Raw genomic sequence first — 22021 nt, 5'->3', positions numbered from 1 at the left:
AGATGAAAGTATTAGTCCCAGTGAAGAGAGTGGTCGACTACAACGTCAAGGTCCGGGTGAAGTCGGACGGCACGGGCGTCGACCTCGCGAACGTAAAAATGTCGATGAACCCGTTCGACGAGATCGCCGTGGAAGAAGCGGTACGACTCAAGGAAGCCGGCGCGGCGACAGAAGTGATCGTGGTGTCGGTGGGCGTGGCGCAGGCCCAGGAGACGCTGCGCTCCGCACTCGCGATGGGCGCAGACCGGGCGATCCTCGTCGAGTCGGACGACGACGTACAGCCGCTCGCCGTCGCCAAGATCCTCAAGGCGCTGGTCGACAAGGAACAGCCTCAGCTGATCATCCTCGGCAAGCAGGCGATCGACGATGACTCGAACCAGACGGGCCAGATGCTCGCGGCCCTCGCGGGCCTGCCGCAAGCCACGTTCGCGTCGAAGGTCACTGTCGCGGACGGCCGCGCCACCGTCACGCGCGAGGTGGACGGCGGCGCCGAGACGTTGTCGCTCACCTTGCCGGCCGTGGTGACGACCGACCTGCGCCTGAATGAACCGCGCTACGTGAAGCTGCCGGACATCATGAAGTCGAAGAAGAAGCCGCTCGATACGGTAAAGCCGGAGGACCTGGGTGTCGACGTCACACCGCGCCTGAAGACACTGAAGGTGGAAGAACCGCCGAAACGGGCCGCGGGGATCATCGTGCCGGACGTGAAAACGCTGGTCGAGAAGCTGAAAACAGAAGCCAAAGTGTTGTAAGAGGAGCGGACAGAGATGACGATTCTGGTAATTGCCGAACATGACAACGTGTCGATCAAGTCGGCGACATTGAACACGGTCGCGGCCGCGACGAAGCTCGGCGGCGACATTCACGTCCTGGTCGCGGGCCACCAGGCCCAGGGGGCGGCCGATGCGGCGGCGAAGATCGCCGGGGTCGGCAAGGTGTTGCTGGCGGATGCGCCGCAACTGGCCGATGGTTTGGCAGAGAACGTCGAGGCGACGGCGCTGAACATCGTGAAGGACTACTCGCACATCCTCGTCGCGGCGACCGCCTATGGCAAGAACATCGCGCCGCGCATCGCGGCGAAACTGGATGTCGCGCAGATTTCGGATATCACGGCCGTCGTCGGTGCGGACACGTTCAAGCGCCCGATCTACGCCGGCAACGCGATTGCCACCGTGCAATCGAGCGATGCGATCAAGGTCATCACCGTCCGTGCAACGGGTTTCGACCCGGTGGCGGCCGAAGGCGGCAGTGCGAGCCTCGAGAAAATCGAAGCGGCGGCGGAGGTTGGCAGCTCGCAGTTCGTGAGCCGTGAAGTGACGAAGCTGGACCGTCCGGAACTGACGTCGGCCCGCATCATCGTTTCCGGCGGCCGGGGTCTTGGCAGTGGCGAGAACTTCACGGCGGTGTTGGAGCCGCTGGCGGACAAGCTACAAGCCGCGCTGGGGGCCTCCCGTGCCGCGGTCGATGCCGGCTACGTTCCGAACGACTACCAGGTTGGCCAGACCGGCAAGATCGTGGCGCCGCAGCTGTACATCGCGGTGGGCATTTCGGGGGCGATCCAGCACCTGGCGGGGATGACGGGTTCGAAGGTGATCGTGGCGATCAACCAGGACGCGGAAGCGCCGATCTTCAGCGTGGCGGATTATGGTCTGGTGGGGGACCTGTTCACGCTTGTGCCGGAACTGCTGGACGAGCTCGCATAACCCAAACGCCCCTAGATGGTGCATATGGTACGCGTGACGGTCATGCAGCGATGTCAGAATTGCGGATATTAATGCGGTAGCGGGGGCGAATCATCTAGATGAAATGGAGCGGTATCACAGCAGAAAAGTGGCCAAGATCAATATGCGCGGTTTCAAACAGCCTGCGGATTATGTCATGGTCAGTGGCTTTGTCCGTCAAGTTGCCGAACTGCAAAACTGTGCAGCAATCCTGAATTGCTTTACTTCCTTGACCACGCTTCAGTCAGTGGCGATGAAGGAAATGTGTTTGGGGTTTGGGAAACATACCCTCGGAGTGATTCATGCAACAAAGCAGACTTTGCACTCAAGCCAATATGGATGCCGCTCCTACTGGGAAGTTACGGACTGTTGAGATCGTGATTTATCCCGGCTTCAAGGCGATAGAGGCGGTAGAACTCATCAACGTGTTCGACTATGCAAATACGCAACTTGCCTCTCTCAAGCGTCCGCCATTCTATGATTTGCGTATCGTCTCAACCGTCACCGGCACTATCCAATCGGACACCTTGATTGCGCTGCAAGCCACAAAAACACTGAGTAAGTATGATTTGCCCGATATCGCCATCGTCGTTGGTGCCAGGCAAATTGAGAAGGCTCTCAAGGCTGTACCAGAGATTGTCGATTGGGTCCGCAACGTTTCTCATCGTTTAGCTCGACTTGTCTCTCTCTGTTCGGGGAGCTTTTTCCTAGCTGACGCTGGAGTACTGGATCATAAACGTGCCGCCACTCACTGGAGCGTATCTGACTTGCTCCAGACCCGTTATCCGCGGGTCAACGTTGACTCCGATGCGATCTTCATCAAGGAGGGCCATATTTGGACTTCAGCGGGGGTGACGGCTGGTATTGATCTCGCTTTGGCGATGGTCGAAGAAGACCTGGGAAGAGACATCGCCTTGGCGGTGGCGCGCGACCTAGTGGTTTATCTGAAGCGCCCGGGTGGGCAGTCGCAGTTTAGTACGCATCTGGGGAGTCAGATGATTAACCACCCGACTATCCGAGAACTACAGGATTGGATTCTACAAAACCTCGATCATAAGTTCGTTATCCCGGATATGGCAAAGCGTGTGGCTATGAGTGAGCGTAATTTTACACGCCTTTTTACCCGTGAAACCGGCCATGCTCCGGCTCACTTCATTGAGACTGCGCGATTCGAACTGGCACGCAGGCTGCTAGAGGACATCGGTTTGCCCCTCAAGTCAATCGCAGCCCGCAGTGGTTTTAGCTCGGACGATCACATGCGTAGGGTGTTCCAGCGGCGCTTGGGAGTGTCCCCAAGCGCGTATCGCGAGCGCTTTGGAACCTCAGGAGTCGAGCTACGGGCTCATCACAGCTCAGCTAGTGCAAGCCTTATGAGCCCTGCGTGAATAGAAGGTCGATCAATTTTACATGAATGAATAAGGGTCACGGCCTTCCCAGGGATATCGCAACAGTCATGAGCTTTCTCTTTCGAGACAATCTCAATTCCACGGCATACAGAATAACGCTGCGGTTCTTTGGCCTGGATGCGTGCGGTACGAAATGACCCGGGAGGAGAGGGTGGTGCGAAGCATCTGATCAACAAAAAGGATTTGTTGATCATATTTGAGTAGTAACCAGGTGGGAGTGTGTTTACCCCGCCACTCTAACGGGTGGTGGGGTTTTTTTCTGTGCGCCTGGCAGGGCGCGTTGCGCGTAAGCGCAACTGGACTGGCTGTGGTGTAAGCGTTCAGCCCGACCACATTGAACTGCCTTGGGACTCTTGGGAGTATCGTGTCCACCAGACTTCTGGTGGACACATGGATACTTTGCTCTTTCCTGAGGCAGGGCGTTGACGGACGCTATCAACCCCGGGATAGTCCAACCAACTGGCTAGTTGACTCACAAGAGACCTTTTGGGCTTCCTATAAGCGTCAATGTCACATATCCCAGCCAGGTCTTCGAATACTTAGAAACTAGCCTTATAGCTTGAACTGCGAAATCAAGCCCCTAAGATCTGAGCCTCGCTGCGACAAATCATGGATGATGCTCAAGATCTGCTGCAGATTCTCGTCGCTTTCCAGCGCCTTGCTGTTGATACGCTCAGCGCTTTGCGCCATGGAAGTCGTAGCGACACTCTGCTCCTTGGTGGAGGTGGATATCTCTGAGATACGGGCCGCAATGTCCTCGGTGCTACGGTTGATCTGCCCCACCTTTTCTGCCGCTTCACGCGATAGCGCCACGCCGTTGGCCACCCGTTCATTCACGTTGTTGGTGTGCCCCATGGCGACTTCGGTCTGGCTCATCACACTGTTGATCATCTGTGCGATCTCTACTGTCGCCGCCGCCGTGCGTTCTGCCAACTTACGGACTTCATCCGCCACCACGGCAAATCCACGTCCCTGCTCGCCAGCGCGTGCGGCCTCAATGGCCGCGTTCAATGCCAGCAGATTGGTTTGGTCGGCAATATCTCGTATCACGGCCACGATGCCGCGAATTTGCTCGGAGTACGAAGCCAAATCGCCCATGGAGTTCTGCAATGCATCGACCGTGGACACGATGGACTGGATTTCACCGGCCACTTTTTCCATCGCCTGGAAGGACTCTGCCGAGTGATTTCTTGCCGCAGAGACCAGCACCTCGGTTTCATCGGCATGTGCAGCAATGTGATTGATGCTGACGGTAATCTGCTCGATGGTCGCGGCACTGGCCGACAGCTCATTCGACTGAGTCCGGGAGTCGACGGCTATCCTGCCTGCCGCCTCGTTAAGGACTAAGGAATCGCTGGCCAACGCATCGGCATCGTTCTGAACCGACAGAAACGTCGTATGCAGCTTCCGCACAAACATGTTGAAAGCTTCGGCAATCTGCCCCACTTCATCGTGAGAGTGGACAGGTAACTGAACATTGAGATTGCCTTCCCCGCTCGCCACCTTATGCATCACATCGCGCAGTTCGATCAGACCCGAGAGCATGCGGCCGACACCCACAATGGCCAGCACGCTGGCTACTGCCAACACCACCACCAGTAGCCCCAGCATCAGCGTGATCATGCTGGTGATGGATGAGGTTGCTGCCGCCACCGGCACCACCACACCGAGCAACCAACCGGTCTTACCGACAGGGAAGAGCGCTGTCATGGTGGATTCCCCATTCACATTGACGGTCTGTAACGAGCCATCCTTGCTGATGCCGTTTAAATCGTAGCCTTGGATGACGTCGCCGATTTTCTTCATTTCCGACGCCTTGGCAGGGTGTGCAATGATGGTGCCTTCCGAAGTGAGCAAAAAGGCATATCCGTTTCCAGGTAATTTGGATGAGACTACCTCTTCTGTCACGCGCTGTAGCGAAACGTCTCCAGCGCCCACGGCAATCAGTTGGCCGCTGCTATTGCGTAAAGCACGGGCGAACGTAATAACGGCCGTACCGGTAGTGAAATCACGATAGGGGTCGGTAGCTACTGCTTCTTGGCTGTTGTTTGCAGCCAGATACCATGGACGTACCGTAGGGTCGAAATCAGCTGAAACAGGAGGCGCCTTGGAAAACTGTGTGAATTTTTTGTTGGGCTCACCTACATAGACGTCATCAAAATTGCCAGCATCCCGAGTTTGGTCAAGCACCGGCGTCATGTTGTTTTCGTCAAAGTGAGGCAGTAATGAACTAACGATATTCTGACGTGTGGCAACCCATTCTGTGATAAAGCTGACTTTGTTGTGAGCTGTTTGAATGACCTGTTCACTGATCGATGAAAGTAGCGCCTCTCGCATTTTCCAGTATGCTACACCACCAAATAAAAGCGAAATGGTCATTAAGATCATCAATACGAAGGTAAGCATCCTTGCTCTTAAGGTGAGCATGAGAGTTTCTCCTCTTTTGTTTATTGTCATCACGAGTATTAGGTTGGAGACACAACATGTCGATCGGCGTACCGTTGCTAAGTGCGGTGCCGCATCAGATAAGACGATAAGAATAATGGGTAGTAGAAGGTAGATGGTCAGGGAGAGTGGCAGAGTAGTTCGCCGCGTCTAAAAGGTTGTCTATGCGGGTGAATACCCTACGTGGTTGTTTTGCAGCTTGTTGCCTGGCATGGTACTTAACTGGCGTAACACTATGAAAAGGGGGCATTGCGAGCAAAGAGGAGGGGTATGGCTTTCGTGATGGAGTGCATCAAGAGCCCTTTGTTTACGCGCCAGATTCGAATGATAATTATTAACCCGGCCCTTAAGTGCCAATGGCTTGGTGTTGTTGTTAAGTCAGAATTCGGCTTAACTTGACCAGGTTATCTAAGGGCCAGGTTAATAATAGTGAGGTCAATCAGCAATGGCGGGTATGCCAGGCATCGGAATGAAGTTGGGTAACCGCTTAATACGTTCGATCCACTTCAGCACATTAGGGTAGGGCGTAAGGTCGATTCCGCCCTCTCCAGCCATTGCGGTGTAGGGGAAGCAGGCAATGTCGGCTATCGTGGGATGGCCGAGTTCCAGCCATTCTTTGTCGGCCAAGTGGTCATCCAGTATTTTGAAGACGCGGTTTGCTCCCGCCTGGAGTTTTTCCAAGTCGAGTGGGTAGTTCAGAATCTTGACCAGGCGGGCACCGGCCGAATTCATGATCTCGCCGCCGCCGGTGGCCAGCCATTGGCTAATGCGCGCAGCGGATTCTGCATCTTCCGGATACCACTGGTTCGTCTGGTCATATTTCTTGGCCAAGTACACAAGAATAGCCTGGGCATCTCTGAGACGCAGGGTGCCATCCTCGAAAATCGGGATCTCACCGAACGGATTGAGGGCAGTATAGCGATCGCTTTTATGTTCCTTGTTGATGAAGTCGACCTCTACCTTTACATAGTCGAGCCCCAGGATATTGAGGAACAGACGAATCTTGTAACAGCTACCTGATAGTTCAAAGTCGTACAATCGAAGCATGATTAATGTTTCCTTAGATTAAGAAGGTACAGCGATTATTGGGCCACATCGCATGTGGGCTGTCGTGCCAGCTATCTAGTATCCTCGCGTGAAATGCCAAAAGATCGGCAATAAACGAGGAAATTAAATAGTAAACGTGGTCGTGATGGTAGTGATGCCGGAGTGTCAGCGGCTTCCTAGTAGGAAGGCCCGCTTCAGTGCCAGCAATGCAAAATTCTAGTAAATCACCACAGAGCGGATCGACTCGCCGCGTTTCATCAGGTCGAAACCATCATTGATTTGTTCGAGGCTAAGTCGATGGGTAATCATGTCGTCGATGCTGATGCGGTTTTCCATATACCAGTCGACAATTTTCGGCACATCGGTACGTCCGCGTGCGCCTCCAAAGGCCGAGCCCTTCCACACACGTCCGGTAACCAGTTGGAAAGGGCGGGTTCGGATTTCTTCCCCAGCAGCGGCAACACCGATCAGAATCGATTGGCCCCAACCCTTATGGCAGCATTCGAGCGATTGGCGCATGGTATTGATATTACCGATGCACTCGAACGAGTAATCAGCTCCTCCGTCCGTCAACTGGATGATGGTGTCGACTACGTTGTCCACATCCTTAGGGTTGATGAAATGGGTCATGCCATACTTGCGAGCCATTTCCTCGCGCGCCGGATTGATATCGATGCCGATAATCTTGCCGGCGCCTACCAGCTTGGCGCCCTGGATCACGTTGAGACCGATGCCACCGAGGCCGAATACCACCACGTTGGCGCCGGCTTCGACCTTTGCCGTAAAGATGACCGCTCCCAAGCCGGTGGTGACGCCACAGCCGATATAGCACACGGTGTCGAAGGGGGCGTCCTCGCGAATCTTTGCCAGCGCGATCTCAGGTACCACGGTGTAATTGGAGAAGGTCGACGTTCCCATGTAGTGGAAGATGGGTTTGCCATCCAGGGAGAATCGGCTGGTGCCGTCTGGCATTAAGCCCTGACCTTGGGTAGAACGAATGGCTTGGCAAAGGTTGGTTTTCTGTGACAGGCAGAATTTGCACTGGCGGCATTCTGGGGTATAGAGCGGGATGACATGGTCACCCTTCTTCAAACTTTTCACTCCCGGCCCAACATCTACGACTACACCGGCGCCTTCGTGGCCAAGAATCGCTGGGAAAACGCCTTCTGGGTCGGCGCCCGACAGCGTGTAGTAGTCGGTATGACAAATGCCGGTGGCTTTGATCTCGACCAGGACTTCCCCTTCTTTAGGTCCGGCCAGATCGACGGTTTCAATAGTTAGCGGAGAGCCGGATTGCCAGGCTACGGCGGCTTTGGTTTTCATCAAAGAGTCTCCTCACGATGATCGGAAAGGAATGGGCTGTTATGCGAGTGATACTAAGCCTCTGAAGGCTGACGAAAGTCGGGAGGACCCAAAATTGGCTGAAACCGACGGAGAGATGGCTGAAATCAGCGGGACGTTTCATGATTTCAGTCACCTCCGACGGTTACTGGCCTCATGGAGGAGGTGAAGATGGAAAAGCTGATTCGAGCGAACCAGCCAAGAACCTGTCTACAAGGTGGGCAAGGATAACTCGACCGTGATGGGCGCGCTCCGAGGCGGGGGCTGTCAAGTCGGTGCTGTAAGCGTCATACCGTTGGTTGGGCGGGAGCTTTTCCGCTCCAACCTTGGTCTCTAAAAGACAGGTACTTGGGAAAAGAGATGGACTTCGCTAAGAAGCCGTAGTTGATTACGCTTCGACAGATACGATCTGCGACACCTAGCCTTCTTCTGAGCTATTGCGTGCGATCGTGCTTGTACGTCGATATGCAATGGCCTGAGCAAGCAGCCAATCTCTGAAAGTCTGAAGAGATGCCGATTTGGCTTTATTTTCCGGGTAGACCAGGTAGTAGCCGCGCTGGCTTTGCAGCGATATCGGGCATGGAATCACCAGTTCCCGCGCCGCGATCTCGCCCAGCACGAAGAAGCGCGGCACCAGCGCCACCCCCAGTCCGGCGCGCGCCGCTTCCACCAGCATCGAGAACAACTCATAGCGCGGCCCGCGCAAGGCATTCACGTTTGATACTCCCGCCGCGCCAAACCACTCGCGCCATGCGTCGGGCCGCGCCGATTGGTGCAGCAAGGGCTTCTGCGCGAGCTGCTCTGGGCTAATGGCCGTAGTCCCCCCCAGCAGGCTGACAGCACATACCGGCACCATTTCCTCCCCGAACAGGTATTCCGATTCCGCCCCCGGCCATACGGCTTCGCCAAAATGAATGGCTGCGTCGAACGGCGTGTCGGTGAAGATGAACGGCTCGGCACGGGTGGTCATGTTGAGCGTGATGGTGGGGTGCCCGGCCTGGAAGTCTGCCAGGCGCGGTATCAGCCAACGCGTGGCGAAGGTCGGAATCACTGCAAGCTCCAGGACTTCACCCATTCCCTGGTGTGCCATCACGGACAGGGTGTCGCGTTCCAGTTGCAACAAGGTGGACCGAATCTGTTTGGCATACGTTTGGCCGGCGGTCGAAAGGGTGACCCGCTTCTTGACCCGGTCGAACAACTGCACGCCCAAAAAATCCTCCAGCGCTGCAATCTGACGGCAGACCGCGCTCTGCGTCAAAGACAGCTCTTCGGCGGCCCGCGTGAAGCTCTGGTGTCTGGCCGCCGTTTCAAACGCAATCAGCAGCTCCGTGCCCGGAATTTTTCTACGCATCGAGTTAGTTCCAAATTCGCACTATGTGCTGAATATACATCGTTTGCTCAGCGTTTAACCCCTTATATACATTGCTATCAACAGATAGCTCAAATTCGCCACAAGCACTTGGTTGCGCGTTTCGCACCAACTGGGTGGTTACGTGCGGCGTGGCCCGGTCTGCTGCAGTGCATGGCGTGAACTCAGGAGAATGGAACCCAACATGGAAGAGTCAAGAATTGTTCTGGGCGTAATCGGATCGGATTGCCATGCCGTTGGCAACAAGATTATCGAGAACGTGCTGTCGCGCGAGGGCTTTCAGGTGGTCAACCTGGGCGTCATGGTGAGCCAGGATGAGTTCATCGATGCGGCGATCGAGACCGGCGCGCAGGCCATTCTGGTCTCTTCCATCTACGGCCACGGCGAAATCGACTGCGCCGGCTTCCGCGGGCGCTGCCTCGAGCGCGGCCTCGACAAGATCGTGCTCTACGTGGGCGGCAATCTGGTGATCGGCAAACGCGAGTTCAGCGAAGTCGAGACCTTGTTCAAGGACATGGGCTACGACCGCGTGTTTCCGCCGACCTGCGATCTGACGGAAGTCGCTTCCAACCTGAAACTCGACATCAAGGCCCGCATATGATCGTCGCTACCCTGGATATCGGTTCGACCTGGACCAAGGGCGCCACCTTCTCGGTGGAGGGTAACCGGGTCCGGCTGCAAAAGCGCGCGGCCCGGCCGACCACCGTCGCCAATCTGAGCGAAGCCTTTTTTGCGGTGCTGGAGGAGATCACGGTCGGCGATCCGCTCGCCATGCTGCGCAATGGCCTGCTCAAGTTGCGCTACACCTCGTCCGCCAAGGGCGGGCTGGCGGTCGCGGCGATCGGGCTGGTGCCGGACGTGACGCTGGAGATCGGCAAGATTGCCGCGCAATCGGCCGGCGCTAAGCTCACCCAGGTGTTTGCTTACACCCTGACCCGCCACGACATCGCGAGGCTAGAGCAAAACCCGCCGGACATCCTGCTGTTTGCCGGCGGTACCGACGGCGGCAATACCGACTATGTGCTGGCCAATGCCCGGGCCATCGCCGACTCGGACATCGCGTGCGACATCGTCTACGCCGGTAACCGGGCGATCGCCGACGAGGTGGCCGCCATTCTGGCGGGGAAGCGCTTGCAGGTAGTCGCCAATCTGCTGCCCGATTTCAACGAGCCGAACCCCGATCCGGCGCGCGATGCGATCCGCAACATCTTTCTCGAGACGATCGTCAAGGGCAAGGGCCTGGACGCGATCATGGCGCTGACCGGCGCGGAACCGTTACCGACGCCGTTTGCCGTGCTCGAATACACGCGCGCGATCCATCGGCACGTGCCGGGCTGGGACGATTTCCTGCTGTTCGACATGGGCGGCGCGACCACCGACGTCTACTCGGCGCACCGCGAACGCGCGACTGCCGGCGTGGTGCGCCGCGGCTTGCCCGAGCCGGAGGTCAAGCGCACGGTCGAGGGCGACCTGGGCATGCGCGTCTCGTCCCAAGCCGTTTGCAAGCTCGGCACCGCCGTGCTGAGCCAGGCGCTGGCCACGACCGGCATCGACAAGGCGACGCTCGCGCAGTATGCCGACCGCCTGACGGCGCACCCCGACTATCTGCCGAACACTTACAGCGATCAGCGTCTCGACACGCTGCTGGCCGGCTTGTGCGTCGGGCATGCCGCCGCGCGGCACGTCGGGCGCATGGCGCCGGTGTATACCCCCGACGGCGAAGTCAAGGTGCAGGTGGGGCGCAATCTGTCGCGCGTCGCCAAGGTGATCGGATCGGGCGGCTGGCTGGCGCGGGCAGCGGATTTCGTACCGGCCAACTGGTTCTCCGACCATATCGTCGATAACCGCGGCCGTACCGTGCTGTTGCCCGGCCAGTTCGATTACTACCGTGACGAACAATACCTGTTTCCATTGCTGGCCAACCTGGCGCGCGAAGTGCCGGCGGCGGCCGCCCAGGCCGGAATTGATCTGCTGGTCGAACAATCGAGGAAAGAACATGCAGCAGTTGCGTAACCAGAAGCTGGATATGGACACCTTTCTGAGCGAACGCGCGGTGGTGGCTCAGACCTGGCCCACCGGCAAGGAGGTCGATTTCGAGGAGGGGGTGCGCTACCAGTTGGCGATCCCCGAGCACAAGCGCTTCTCCAGCGCATTGGCCCGCGCCGACCGCGAAGGGCGCACGCTGCGCCAGCCGCGCGCCGGCGTGGCCTTGGTGGACGAGCACATCAAGCTGCTGCAATACCTCGAACCCTCCTGCGACGTGCTGCCAACCACCATCGACGCCTACACCCGTCTCAATCACTATGAGAAGGCGGCGGAGGGGGTGGCCCGCTCGCTGGCGGCCGGCACCTCGCTGCTGAACGGGTTTCCCGCGGTCAATCACGGCCTGCAGGAGTGCCGCCGGGTGGTCGAGTCGCTGCAGAAGCCGGTGCAGGTGCGCCACGGCACGCCGGACGCCCGGCTGTTGGCCGATATCACGCTGGCCGCCGGTTTCACCGCCTACGAGGGCGGCGGCATCTCCTACAACGTGCCGTACGCCAAGAAGGTGCCGCTCGAACTGTCGTTGCGCCATTGGCAGTACTGCGACCGCCTGATCGGGCTCTACGAGGAACACGGCGTGCGTATCAACCGTGAGCCGTTCGGCCCGCTGTCCGCGACCCTGGTCCCTCCTTTCGTGTCGCATTCCATCATGATCATCGAGGGCTTGTTGGCGCTGGAGCAGGGTTGCAAGTGCATTACCCTGGGCTATGGCCAGGCCGGCAACCTGATCCAGGATATCGCCGCGATCCGCTCGCTGCGCGAATTGGGCCACGAGTATTTCCAGGCGGCCGGCTTCACCGACTATCAGATCAGCACCGTTTTCCACCAGTGGATGGGCGGCTTCCCCGAGAACGAATCCGGTGCGTTTTCGGTGATTTGCTGGGGCAGCGCCATGGCGGCCTTGTCCGGCGCCACCAAGCTGATCGTCAAAACGCCGCACGAGGCCAGCGGCGTGCCGACCAAAGAGGCCAACAGGCAGGGTCTCGATGCCACCACGCAAATCCTGAACATGGTGCGTGAGCAGGCATTCCCGGAGAACCCGGTGCTTGACCAGGAAGTGGAACTCATCAAGCGCGAGGTCCGGGCGGTGCTGTCCAAGGTGTTCGAACTGGGTGAGGGCGATATCGCCGTGGGTACCGTTCGAGCATTTGAAGCAGGGGTGCTCGACGTGCCGTTTGCGCCAGCCACCTGCAACGCCGGCAAACTGCTGCCGGTGCGCGACAACGTCGGCGCGATTCGCTTGTTCGACCCGGGCAAGGTGCCGCTGCCGGACGATGTGCTGACCTACCACCACGACAAGATTTCAGAGCGCGCCAAAGCGGAAAGGCGGGCCGCGTCCTTCCAGATGGTCGTAGACGACATCTACGCCGTTTCCAAGAGCAGACTGATCGGGAGACCCCAATGAATATCGTACAGGCCCTTTTCGTCCCGGGCTATTCCTCGTTTTATTTCGACGACCAACAGGCGATCAAGAACGGCGCCGGGCACGACGGGTTCGTCTACCTCGGCCAGCCCGTCACCAAGGGATTCCAAACCGTTCGCCAGGCCGGCGAATGCGTGTCGGTCATGCTGCTGCTGGAAAATGGCGCGGTGGCGCTCGGCGATTGCGCCGCCGTACAGTACTCCGGCGCCGGCGGTCGCGACCCGCTGTTCCTGGCCAAGGACTTCATCCCGTTCCTGGAACGGCACATCAAGCCGCTGCTGGAAGGGCGCTCGGTGGCGAGTTTCCTCGCCAATGCCCGCTACTTCGATACGCTGGAGATCGAAGGGCAGCGGCTGCACACCGCACTCCGCTACGGCATCACCCAGGCCTTGCTCGACGCCAGCGCGCTGGCCCGCCAGGTAACCAAGACCGAAATCCTGCTCGAGGAATACGGTCTGCCGTTCATCGCCGCGCCCATTCCGCTGTTCGCGCAGAGCGGCGACGATCGCTACAGCGCCGTCGACAAGATGCTGCTCAAGCGCGTCGATGCGCTGCCGCACGGCTTGATCAACAACGTGCCGGACAAGCTCGGCTTCCAGGGCGAAAAGCTCGAGGCCTACATCCGCTGGCTGTCCAATCGTGTTGAGCAGCTACGGCCGGACAGCCACTACCGTCCGACCCTGCACATCGATGTCTACGGCACCATCGGCCTGATTTTCGATAACGATCCGACCATGATGGCCGATTACATCGCCAGCCTCCAAAAAGCGGCCGGGTCGCTCGAGCTGTACATCGAAGGTCCGGTCGATGTCGGCAGCAAAGAAGCCCAGATCGAGACCATGGCCAATATCACGCGCCGCCTCCGGCAAATCGGCTCGCCGGTCAAGCTGGTGGCCGACGAATGGTGCAACACCTACGAGGACATCGTCGACTTCACCGCCGCGCAATGCTGTCACATGGTGCAGATCAAGACCCCGGATCTCGGCGGCATCCACAACATTGTCGATTCGGTATTGCACTGCCAGCAACATGGCATGGAGGCCTATCAGGGCGGCACCTGCAACGAGACCGACGTCTCGGCGCGCACTTGCGTGCACCTGGCGCTGGCCGCGCGGCCGATGCGCCTGCTGGTCAAACCCGGCATGGGGTTCGACGAAGGCATGAACATCGTAAATAACGAAATGCAGCGAACCCTTGCGCTTATCCAGGCAAGACGGGCGGCTGAATAACCACAGATGAGCAAACCTCTCGCCCTCCATCGCCCATTGCGCGGCAAGCGTGTTGCCATTGGGGGGGGATGGTGCTCGGAAACCTATTCACTCGAAGGAGTCACCATGACACGCCCGCTGGATGGCATTACCGTTATTTCCCTGGAACACGCGATAGCGGCCCCTTTCTGCACCCGACAGCTTGCCGATCTCGGCGCCCGGGTGATCAAAGTCGAGCGCCCTGGCGCAGGGGACTTCGCCCGTGCCTATGACCAGCGTGTCAATGGCGAGGCCTCGCATTTCGTCTGGGTCAATCGTTCCAAGGAAAGCCTGACTTTGGACCTCAAGCAGCCGGCGGCACTGGAAATCTTGATGGAACTGATTTCGAGCGCCGACGTGTTGGTGCAAAACCTCGCGCCGGGGGCTGCCGCGCGCATGGGTTTGGGGTCTGACACGCTGCAGGCGAAATACCCATCCCTGATTGTTTGCGACATTTCCGGCTATGGAGAGGACGGCCCCTATCGAGACAAGAAGGCGTACGACCTGTTGATCCAGAGTGAAGCGGGTTTCCTGTCGATCACGGGGACCCCGGACGATCCCTGCAAGTCCGGGATTTCGATTGCCGACATTGCGGCGGGTATGTACGCCTATACCTCGATTCTTGCCGCGCTCTTGCAGCGTGGCAAAACCGGCAAGGGGTCTCACATCGATGTGTCGATGCTGGAAGCGTTGGGTGAGTGGATGGGATTCCCGATGTATTACGCTTATCAGGGTGCCACGCAGCCTCCGCGTAGTGCGGCCTCCCACGCAACGATTTTCCCGTATGGGCCATTCCCGGTTGGCGACGGGGGGACCGTGATGCTGGGGCTGCAGAACGAACGTGAATGGCGGGCCTTCTGCGGACACGTGCTGGCACAGCCGGATCTGGCGGAGAACCCCAGCTTCGACTGTAATGCGCGACGGAATGAAAACCGGCAAGCGCTGCGCGCCATCATCGTCGAGACCTTCAAAACGCTCAGCACGCAGCAGGTGCAGGAGCGGCTCGACGCGGCCCAGATCGCCAACGCCCGGATGAACGACATGGCCGGCCTGTGGAATCACGTACAGCTGCAGGCGCGCCAGCGCTGGCGCGAGGTCGAATCGCCGGCCGGCGTGATTCCGGCGTTGCTCCCGCCAGGGCGCCATAGCGCGTTCGAGTACCGCATGGACCCGATCCCGGCCGTCGGCGAGCACTCCGAAGCCATTCTGCGCTCGCTCGGCAGAACCGATGCGGACATCGAAGCGCTGCGGGCGGCGGGAGCGATCTAATGGCGACGGCTGTGAACTTGCAACATCCATTGGCATTGGCACGCACCTTCCTGTTTGTACCGGCCGACCGTCCGGAACGGTATGCGCGTGCGCTCGGCGCCGGCCCCGGTGCGGTGGTCATCGATCTCGAAGACGCGGTGGCGCCAGAGCGCAAGCCTGAGGCGCGCCAGTCCCTGGGCGAAGGATTCACGGCCCTGACCGCCGAGGAGCGCAGCCGCATCCTGGTGCGAGTGAACGCCTTTGCTAGCCGATGGCATGACGAGGATCGCGCGCTTGTGTCGCAGCTGTCGAAGCTGGGGCTCGGCGGCGTGATGTTTCCCAAAGCGGAGAACGCGGCGGATCTAGGCCCCATGGCCGAGGCCATGGGCAAGGAGGGCGTACTGATTCCGCTCATCGAGTCCGTCCAAGGGCTGGATGCGATGGACGAGATCGCTCGAGCGCCGCAAGTCCTCCGCCTCGCTTTTGGCCATCTCGATTTCCAGGCCGACCTGGGGTTGTCTTGTGACGTTGATGAGCAGGAGCTCGTTTCCGTTCGACTGAAGTTTGTGCTGGCAACCCGTCGAGCTGGTTTGGCCACGCCGATTGATGGCGTCACAGTGGACTGGAAAGACCACGAACGCCTGGAAAAGGATGCTCTGCGTGCACGACGTGGCGGCTTCGGTGCCAAGCTCTGTATTCACCCGGCGCAACTGCCGATTGTACATAAAGCCCTAGGGTCGACCGCTGAAGAAGTGGTTTGGGCAAGGCGTGTGGTAGAGGCCGCGGAAGAAGCCGCTGGAGGCGTCGTTAGCTTGGATGGTCGAATGGTTGATATGCCGGTGGTGCTGCTTGCGCAGAGACTACTTGCTCTCGATCAGCAGGGGTAACGCCATCAAGGCGTTGTACCAGTCTGGGGAGGTCAACAAGATGTATGCCAAGTGGTTCCAAAGCTCGACCCCAGGCAAGGGCCTGAGCATGGGCTGCCCGATGTCACAAAGGGCTGAAGGCACTGATTGCCAAACCGACTGACAAGCTTGCCGAGTAGTTGTAATCCTGACTGATGGCCTGGAGGAGGGGGAGATTGTCTCCCTCTTTTTTTGTTTGGAAATTCAGTATGCACTCTCACCGCGATTGGAATATCTTGTTTCAGTCCACAGATATCGGCAGCGAGATCTGGCGGGATTGACTCATCCCCGGCTCGGGTTGAGTATTCATGCGGACAATTGCTGACGTGAGTTATTTAAAATGGCGCTCCTATAAAATATTAATATAGGCTATTTCTTGAGTTGAAAAATTTGGCAAGGTAATTGTGGCCAATCACTAAAGAGATGCCGGTAAGGACTAATATTGCCCCTAGTAAGAAGCTCGATTCAATCGGCTCGTTGAGCAAAAAGTTACCTAAAACGACGCCAAGCATTGGTGTTAAAAAGGAAAAGGCACCCAGGCTTGAAGCCAGATATTTCTTGAGCAACCAAAGCCAGCCAAAGAAACTCACAAAAGACACGATTATGGCTTGAAAGGCCAAGCTTATCCAAACCACTGCGTTGTTGTTGAATTTTGCTTGTCCTGAATAGAACGCTGCTGACAGCAAAACAACAAACGTTATCGTTAAGTAGTAAATTGATGTTTTGCAAGCGCTTGCGCCCGCTAGCGATGAGCAGCGAACAGCAATAGTAGCTACTCCCCAAGCAGCCCCTCCCAGCAAGGCAAGCCCATCGCCTAATAAGGTATCGCTAGGATTGATCGTTAAAATGGATAGCTTGTTTTCTGCTCGGAAAAGAAATGTCAATGCAATGCCGGCGAGTGCCAATAAAATCCCGGCCCATTGCAAGCTTTGCAGCTTTTCTTCCGGTATGCGCCAATGTAGGCCTAATGCTGAAAAAACAGGGGCTGTATAAAGAAAGACCACCACATGTGATGCACTTGTCAGTCGAAGGGCTTCGGCGATAAGAAGAAACTCTAGGGCAAAGAGAGTTCCAGTCAAAATGCCTGGATAGAATGTGCCATCACGAAATGTGATCGACTCACCCTTAATCCGCATGGTAATTGCCACTAAAATTGTTGCAATTCCTGCTCGTAGAGCAATCTGTAGCATCGGTGAGATATCATTGGCAGTAAACTTCAGTGCAACCTGTTGTAGAGCCCAGATGAAGCATAATACTCCCATGATAGATACGGCCAGCAAGTCAAGTGGCTTACGGGTATCCATGATGTTTTCCTTTAGGTGGTGATTCTTTACTGTGCCCCGCACAGGCTATTAGCGGGCCATTGCAGAGGGCGCCAAGAGTGTTGTCTCAAATGGTTAGGTGAGTAGGTGATGGTTTTGTCGCTTTGAGTGTCAGATGGTGGCGCGGCAGGCCCGGCGCCATCTTGAACCGCTTCACCCAGTGTGGCCGCCCCCGGACGGCCACACTAGCTTAACTGCGTCCGGGGATACGGGAATAGGGAATGATTACTGATTTGTGCAGAAGAACCACTTTATTTGGAAAATTCTTTACTCATTTCAATGGCTCTGTTTTTTGCTGCATCTATTGCAGTTTTGATTGCTTCCTGTGTTTGGCATGCATCGAGCTGCTTGATGGCTGCTTCAGTGGTACCGCCTTTTGACGTCACTTGTTCCCGCAAGGTCTTGAAGTCGATACCCATGTGTTTTGCAAGCGCAAGGGCTCCCTCTGCAACAAAGATGGCAAGCTCCCGGCTTCTGTCGTCGCTGTAGCCGAGTGACTTGATGGCATTCTGGTACCCTTCCAGAAAGTGGAAAATATAGGCGGGTCCACTGCCACTGATGGCGGTAACGTCATCCATTTCATTTTCGTTGGCAAGCCAGAAGTGGCTGCCCAGCGTGCCTGCAATCAGTTCTGCCTTATTGCGTTGATCCTGGTTTATGCCATCCCCCGCATATATCCCTGATACCCCCGCCCCAATCAGGGCCGGGGTGTTAGGCATGATGCGTACGATGTTTTCGTTGCCTGTCCAGGCTGCCAGATCGTCTGTTCTGATACCCGCAGCAATGCTGATATGTAGCGCATCTTTGTTCTGCAGCTGTACGGAGGACGCAACCTGTTTCATGATTTGAGGTTTGATCGCCCAGATGATGACATCTGATCTTGCCGCTTCTTCCGTGAGCGCGGTCGAACCGTTGATGTGATGCGTGGCGACAAGATCATCGATTTGCCCCGCATTCGGGTCAATGACATGAATGTTTTGTGGCAAGAAGCTTTTGCTAGCCAGCCCGCCAATGATGGCTCTGGCCATGTTGCCGCCGCCGATGAATGTGATCGTGAATGACATGGTTTTCTCTCCTCACTGTTGAAAATTGACTGCTGGTGCAAGGCCGGAAGTTGTTTATGGCTAAGCTCACATATTCGGATAGTTGGGCCCGCCACCACCTTCCGGTGTCACCCAGTTGATGTTCTGGGTTGGGTCCTTGATGTCGCAGGTCTTGCAGTGCACGCAGTTCTGCGCGTTGATCTGTAGGCGCGGCGAATCCGCCTCGCCGACGAACTCGTACACACCTGCCGGGCAGAAGCGCGACTCGGGGCCGGCGAACTTCTTCAGGTTGATTGCTACCGGCACCGTCGGGTCCTTGAGCTTGAGGTGCGCCGGCTGGTCTTCGCTGTGGTTGGTGTTGGAGATGAACACCGACGACAGGCGGTCGAAGGTCAGCACACCATCCGGCTTCGGGTAGGCGATCGGGCTGAACTCGGCGGCCGGCTTCAGCGTTTCGTGGTCGGCGTGCTTGTGATGCAGCGTCCACGGCGCCTTGCCCCGGAACAGATAGGTGTCGATGGCCGAGTAGAGCATCGCCGGCCACAGGCCCCAGCGGAACGACGGGCGGATGTTGCGCACCTGGTGCAGTTCGTCGCGCAGCCAGCTTTGCTGGAACGCCGCGCTGTAGCCGGTCACTTCCTGGCCCTGCGCTTCGGGGTTGGCCGTCAGCGCCGCGAACACCGCTTCGGCCGCCAGCATGCCGGACTTCATCGCGGTATGGGTGCCCTTGATCTTCGGCACGTTGAGGAAGCCGGCGGTATCGCCGATCAGCACCCCGCCTGGGAAGGTGAGCTTGGGTAGGCTCTGCAGCCCGCCTTCGGAGAGGGCGCGGGCTCCGTAGGACAGGCGGCGTCCACCTTCGAACACGCCTCGCACCGCCGGATGGGTCTTGAAGCGCTGGAATTCTTCATACGGCGACAGGTACGGATTCTGATAGTCGAGCCCGATCACGAAACCGACCGCCACCAGGTTGTCTTCCAGGTGGTAGAGGAAGGAACCGCCGTAGGTGGCGGTGTCCATCGGCCAGCCGACGGTGTGGGTGATCTTGCCCGGTTGGTGCAGCTCGGGTTTGACTTCCCACAGTTCCTTGATGCCGATGCCGTAGGTTTGCGGATCAGCGCCGTCACGCAGCTTGAAACGCTCGAACAGGGTCTTGGTGAGCGAGCCGCGACAGCCTTCGGCGAACAGGGTCTGCTTGGCCCACAGTTCCATGCCGGGTTCGCCTTCCAGATCGCCGTTCTTGCCGGTGCCGACGTTGCCGGTGGCCACGCCCTTGACCGAGCCGTCCGGGTGGTAGAGCACTTCGGCGGCGGCAAAGCCGGGATAGATTTCGACGCCCAGTTCTTCGGCCTGCGGGCCGAGCCAGCGACAGAAGTTGCCCAGGCTGACGATGTAGTTGCCGTGATTGTTCATCTGCGGCGGGGTGGGCAGCTGGATCGACTCGGTTTCAGTCAGGAACAGGAACTGGTCTTTCTTGGCCGGGGTGTTGAGCGGGGCGCCCTTCTCTTTCCAGTCCGGGATCAGCTCGTTCAGCGTCTTTGGTTCGATCACCGCGCCGGACAGGATGTGGGCGCCGATTTCGGAGCCCTTTTCCAGCAGACAGACGCTGATGTCCTGGCCCTTCTCGGCTGCCAGCTGCTTGAGGCGAATCGCCGCGGTCAGGCCGGAAGGCCCGCCGCCCACGATCACCACGTCGTATTCCATGCTCTCTCTTTCCAATTTCTGCTCCTTATCTTGCGTAAGCACATCAGGTGTTACATCAGGGATGCCCCGATGCTGCTAGGTGCCCAATCTTGCGTCGAGATGCTGATGCCTACCCATGCCGCGGTGACTTACAGTGTGGCCTGCAGTGGTAAATCAGATACATTTGTACATCAATAGTATACTAAAAATGTGAGATAGGCTACCATGTATCTGTGGTCAGGGAGCTACTCTAGAGCAGTGGAGGCTGGGGTAGATTTCTCACTCACGATTGCTTTTTTTTCTCCCATCGCTTCAATCATGGCGACTTCGCCGATGCTATAGTTATGGCATCGGCATTTTTTTTGAATGGGCTTTATTTATTTTGGCCATTTGATCCCCTTTAAATGTTGAGACTACTCTGTAGTTGGTAGGCTGTGACTGAATGCCTTTTGTCCTTGATTGGAGTATTTATGCTTGATCATCCTTTGAGAGAAATGCTTGCTAATGAGGTGCATGCACGTCCCTTCTTGAGAATTCAAGGGCGAGCTAGGCTGTCGCATATTGCAATTTTCAGCGAGGATGAACCGCATATTCACATGGATTTGCTTGTTAAACTTTGCAATATCCTTGGGGTGGCTGTGCCTGATGGTAACGTCAATCATGTCTCATATGTGCATGGCGACTTTCAGTTGAAGTGGGAAAAACATACCGAATTTTCAACTTTCACATTTGTAGTAACCAACCCTGATGATGGGCCTTTTCATGGGGCAGCAATAGATTCTATCCCTAAAGAATGGTTCAACAATTTGGAAGGCAGAAGATTGGTTGCTCTTCATGCAGAAGTTTTGCAGGGTAGTGAGGCCCACAAAGCAAAGGAATCGCTAAAGGGTTGGTTTTGTGGTCCGGTTCTTGTTGGGAGTCGTGTATTGGCCGGAGGAGAGGCTTGGTGTGATTGGCATATTAATCAGGATGGTTTTTCACGCTTCCTGGTGCTTGATCTAGATTTCCGCGAATCTCAAGCTGGCCGATTATTGCAAAGGCTGTATGAGATCGAGACATACCGTATGATGGCGCTTTTGTCTTTGCCCATTGCTCGAAAAATGGCCGGCGTGCTCGATCAGATGGAAAATGAGCTGTTTACCATTATGGAGAGAATGGATGCAAATACGGATAGCAGTGAAGACCCGACATTGCTTCTTTCGCTTACCAACCTGGCGATGAGAGTGCAATCTCTTAGCAGTAAATGTAGCCGTTTTAACGCTTCCCGAGCTTATGACCATCTTCTTCGTGCACGAATAACAGAGTTGCGAGAAGAAAGAATTGAGGGTGTTCCAACTATTGGTGAGTTCATGGAGCGTAGGTTATCGCCTGCCATCAATAATTGTCGTTCAACCCAGGAAAGGCAGGAATTACTTGCCACTCATGTCGCACGAGCTGCAAACCTTTTACGTACCAGGGTTAATTTGGCTCAGGAACGCCAAGCTAATGCATTACTACTTGGGATGAATCAGACAGCGAATGCTCAACTCAGGATGCAACATGCGGTAGAAGGTTTGTCAGTGGCCGCTATTTCATACTATGTGTTAAGCCTCATTTCTGTTGCACTGAAGGCGCTGGAGAATTTTGGTTTGCCGTTTGATCCCGAAGTGGGCGAGGGGGCTTTGATTATCCCTGTCGTTGCACTTGTTTTCTACGGCACAAATCGATTGCGCCAAGTTTTTATGCAGAAAGGCTCTCATTAGCAATAACAGTGGCAAACGTTCGATGCTCTAACTTTCGCA

At 56.9% G+C, this 22021-nt stretch carries 17 protein-coding genes; 10 read left to right on the top strand and 7 right to left on the bottom strand.

All coding sequences use genetic code 11. The annotated features are described in order from the left end of the window. Positions 1–2: 2 nt before the first annotated feature. From PSEMAI1_RS0111110 to PSEMAI1_RS0111095, 3 genes are all read left to right on the top strand, one after another. Complete coding sequence (locus PSEMAI1_RS0111110; protein WP_024302949.1) at positions 3–752, top strand: electron transfer flavoprotein subunit beta/FixA family protein; 750 nt, start codon at positions 3–5, stop codon at positions 750–752. Positions 753–767: 15 nt separating this feature from the next. Continuing rightward, complete coding sequence (locus PSEMAI1_RS0111105) at positions 768–1703, top strand: electron transfer flavoprotein subunit alpha/FixB family protein (RefSeq protein WP_024302948.1); 936 nt, start codon at positions 768–770, stop codon at positions 1701–1703. Between the two features lie 320 nt (positions 1704–2023). Beyond that, positions 2024–3106 carry a GlxA family transcriptional regulator gene (locus PSEMAI1_RS0111095; protein WP_232219895.1) on the top strand — a complete coding sequence of 361 codons (1083 nt, stop codon included), beginning with the start codon at positions 2024–2026 and terminating at the stop codon, positions 3104–3106. A 573-nt stretch (positions 3107–3679) separates the two neighbouring features. On the opposite strand, the gene PSEMAI1_RS0111090 is transcribed toward PSEMAI1_RS0111095, so the two are convergent. The 4 genes from PSEMAI1_RS0111090 to PSEMAI1_RS0111070 form a co-directional block, all read right to left on the bottom strand. Continuing rightward, the gene (locus tag PSEMAI1_RS0111090) at positions 3680–5533 is read right to left on the bottom strand and encodes a methyl-accepting chemotaxis protein (protein ID WP_232219894.1); all 1854 of its coding nucleotides are present in this window, start codon (positions 5531–5533) and stop codon (positions 3680–3682) included. 474 nt (positions 5534–6007) lie between these two features. After that, positions 6008–6619, bottom strand: a complete 612-nt coding sequence (locus PSEMAI1_RS0111080; protein WP_024302945.1) for a glutathione S-transferase family protein — start codon at positions 6617–6619, stop codon at positions 6008–6010. 216 nt (positions 6620–6835) lie between these two features. Continuing rightward, positions 6836–7945 (bottom strand): S-(hydroxymethyl)glutathione dehydrogenase/class III alcohol dehydrogenase, encoded by a 1110-nt coding sequence (locus PSEMAI1_RS0111075; protein ID WP_369793188.1) that lies wholly within the window; start codon positions 7943–7945, stop codon positions 6836–6838. Between the two features lie 433 nt (positions 7946–8378). Next, positions 8379–9311, bottom strand: coding sequence for a LysR family transcriptional regulator (locus PSEMAI1_RS0111070; RefSeq protein WP_024302943.1), 933 nt, complete (start codon positions 9309–9311; stop codon positions 8379–8381). A 202-nt stretch (positions 9312–9513) separates the two neighbouring features. Between PSEMAI1_RS0111070 and glmS the strand changes: the two genes are divergently transcribed. The 6 genes from glmS (at position 9514) to PSEMAI1_RS0111040 (ending at position 16174) form a co-directional block, all read left to right on the top strand. Further along, positions 9514–9930: a methylaspartate mutase subunit S gene (gene glmS / locus PSEMAI1_RS0111065; protein ID WP_024302942.1), complete on the top strand. Its 417-nt coding sequence runs from the start codon at positions 9514–9516 to the stop codon at positions 9928–9930. Continuing rightward, a complete protein-coding gene (locus PSEMAI1_RS0111060; RefSeq protein WP_024302941.1) occupies positions 9927–11342 on the top strand; it encodes a glutamate mutase L in 1416 nt (471 codons plus the stop codon). The genes glmS and PSEMAI1_RS0111060 overlap by 4 nt, the downstream gene beginning before the upstream one ends. Continuing rightward, on the top strand, positions 11326–12774 hold the full coding sequence (locus tag PSEMAI1_RS0111055; protein WP_036986274.1) for a methylaspartate mutase subunit E: 1449 nt from the start codon (positions 11326–11328) through the stop codon (positions 12772–12774). The genes PSEMAI1_RS0111060 and PSEMAI1_RS0111055 overlap by 17 nt, the downstream gene beginning before the upstream one ends. Beyond that, complete coding sequence (locus tag PSEMAI1_RS0111050; RefSeq protein ID WP_024302939.1) at positions 12771–14021, top strand: methylaspartate ammonia-lyase; 1251 nt, start codon at positions 12771–12773, stop codon at positions 14019–14021. Before PSEMAI1_RS0111055 ends, PSEMAI1_RS0111050 begins: the two co-directional genes overlap by 4 nt. Positions 14022–14126: 105 nt before the next feature. After that, entirely contained in the window at positions 14127–15308 is a 1182-nt protein-coding gene (locus PSEMAI1_RS0111045) for a CaiB/BaiF CoA-transferase family protein (protein ID WP_024302938.1), read from the top strand. Beyond that, on the top strand, positions 15308–16174 hold the full coding sequence (locus PSEMAI1_RS0111040) for a CoA ester lyase (protein WP_024302937.1): 867 nt from the start codon (positions 15308–15310) through the stop codon (positions 16172–16174). The genes PSEMAI1_RS0111045 and PSEMAI1_RS0111040 overlap by 1 nt, the downstream gene beginning before the upstream one ends. Positions 16175–16551: 377 nt before the next feature. On the opposite strand, the gene PSEMAI1_RS21265 is transcribed toward PSEMAI1_RS0111040, so the two are convergent. The 3 genes from PSEMAI1_RS21265 to PSEMAI1_RS0111030 all read right to left on the bottom strand — a co-directional run bounded on the left by PSEMAI1_RS21265 (position 16552) and on the right by PSEMAI1_RS0111030 (position 20261). Continuing rightward, positions 16552–17496, bottom strand: a complete 945-nt coding sequence (locus PSEMAI1_RS21265; RefSeq protein WP_084612668.1) for a DMT family transporter — start codon at positions 17494–17496, stop codon at positions 16552–16554. A gap of 269 nt (positions 17497–17765) precedes the next feature. Then, positions 17766–18578: a pyrroline-5-carboxylate reductase gene (gene proC, locus PSEMAI1_RS0111035; RefSeq protein WP_024302936.1), complete on the bottom strand. Its 813-nt coding sequence runs from the start codon at positions 18576–18578 to the stop codon at positions 17766–17768. Between the two features lie 66 nt (positions 18579–18644). Beyond that, on the bottom strand, positions 18645–20261 hold the full coding sequence (locus PSEMAI1_RS0111030; protein WP_029770647.1) for an electron transfer flavoprotein-ubiquinone oxidoreductase: 1617 nt from the start codon (positions 20259–20261) through the stop codon (positions 18645–18647). A gap of 449 nt (positions 20262–20710) precedes the next feature. Here PSEMAI1_RS0111030 and PSEMAI1_RS21260 point away from each other — a divergent pair, with 449 nt between their 5' ends. Beyond that, on the top strand, positions 20711–21982 hold the full coding sequence (locus PSEMAI1_RS21260; RefSeq protein WP_084612667.1) for a DUF3422 family protein: 1272 nt from the start codon (positions 20711–20713) through the stop codon (positions 21980–21982). The last annotated feature ends 39 nt before the right edge of the window (positions 21983–22021 follow it).

It is taken from the genome of Pseudogulbenkiania sp. MAI-1, from assembly GCF_000527175.1.
GTDB lineage: Bacteria > Pseudomonadota > Gammaproteobacteria > Burkholderiales > Chromobacteriaceae > Pseudogulbenkiania.
Note: the sequence above shows the minus strand (reverse complement) of the source record. Positions and strands in the feature narration are given on the sequence as shown.

Bases quoted from the DNA above. Each gene is read 5' to 3' on its own strand.
- PSEMAI1_RS0111110 (WP_024302949.1), top strand. From the start codon at position 3: ATGAAAGTATTAGTCCCAGTGAAGAGAGTGGTCGACTACAACGTCAAG.
- PSEMAI1_RS0111105 (WP_024302948.1), top strand. From the start codon at position 768: ATGACGATTCTGGTAATTGCCGAACATGACAACGTGTCGATCAAGTCG.
- PSEMAI1_RS0111095 (WP_232219895.1), top strand. From the start codon at position 2,024: ATGCAACAAAGCAGACTTTGCACTCAAGCCAATATGGATGCCGCTCCT.
- PSEMAI1_RS0111090 (WP_232219894.1), bottom strand. From the start codon at position 5,533: ATGCTTACCTTCGTATTGATGATCTTAATGACCATTTCGCTTTTATTT.
- PSEMAI1_RS0111080 (WP_024302945.1), bottom strand. From the start codon at position 6,619: ATGCTTCGATTGTACGACTTTGAACTATCAGGTAGCTGTTACAAGATT.
- PSEMAI1_RS0111070 (WP_024302943.1), bottom strand. From the start codon at position 9,311: ATGCGTAGAAAAATTCCGGGCACGGAGCTGCTGATTGCGTTTGAAACG.
- glmS (WP_024302942.1), top strand. From the start codon at position 9,514: ATGGAAGAGTCAAGAATTGTTCTGGGCGTAATCGGATCGGATTGCCAT.
- PSEMAI1_RS0111060 (WP_024302941.1), top strand. From the start codon at position 9,927: ATGATCGTCGCTACCCTGGATATCGGTTCGACCTGGACCAAGGGCGCC.
- PSEMAI1_RS0111055 (WP_036986274.1), top strand. From the start codon at position 11,326: ATGCAGCAGTTGCGTAACCAGAAGCTGGATATGGACACCTTTCTGAGC.
- PSEMAI1_RS0111050 (WP_024302939.1), top strand. From the start codon at position 12,771: ATGAATATCGTACAGGCCCTTTTCGTCCCGGGCTATTCCTCGTTTTAT.
- PSEMAI1_RS0111045 (WP_024302938.1), top strand. From the start codon at position 14,127: ATGACACGCCCGCTGGATGGCATTACCGTTATTTCCCTGGAACACGCG.
- PSEMAI1_RS0111040 (WP_024302937.1), top strand. From the start codon at position 15,308: ATGGCGACGGCTGTGAACTTGCAACATCCATTGGCATTGGCACGCACC.
- PSEMAI1_RS21265 (WP_084612668.1), bottom strand. From the start codon at position 17,496: ATGGATACCCGTAAGCCACTTGACTTGCTGGCCGTATCTATCATGGGA.
- proC (WP_024302936.1), bottom strand. From the start codon at position 18,578: ATGTCATTCACGATCACATTCATCGGCGGCGGCAACATGGCCAGAGCC.
- PSEMAI1_RS0111030 (WP_029770647.1), bottom strand. From the start codon at position 20,261: ATGGAATACGACGTGGTGATCGTGGGCGGCGGGCCTTCCGGCCTGACC.
- PSEMAI1_RS21260 (WP_084612667.1), top strand. From the start codon at position 20,711: ATGCTTGATCATCCTTTGAGAGAAATGCTTGCTAATGAGGTGCATGCA.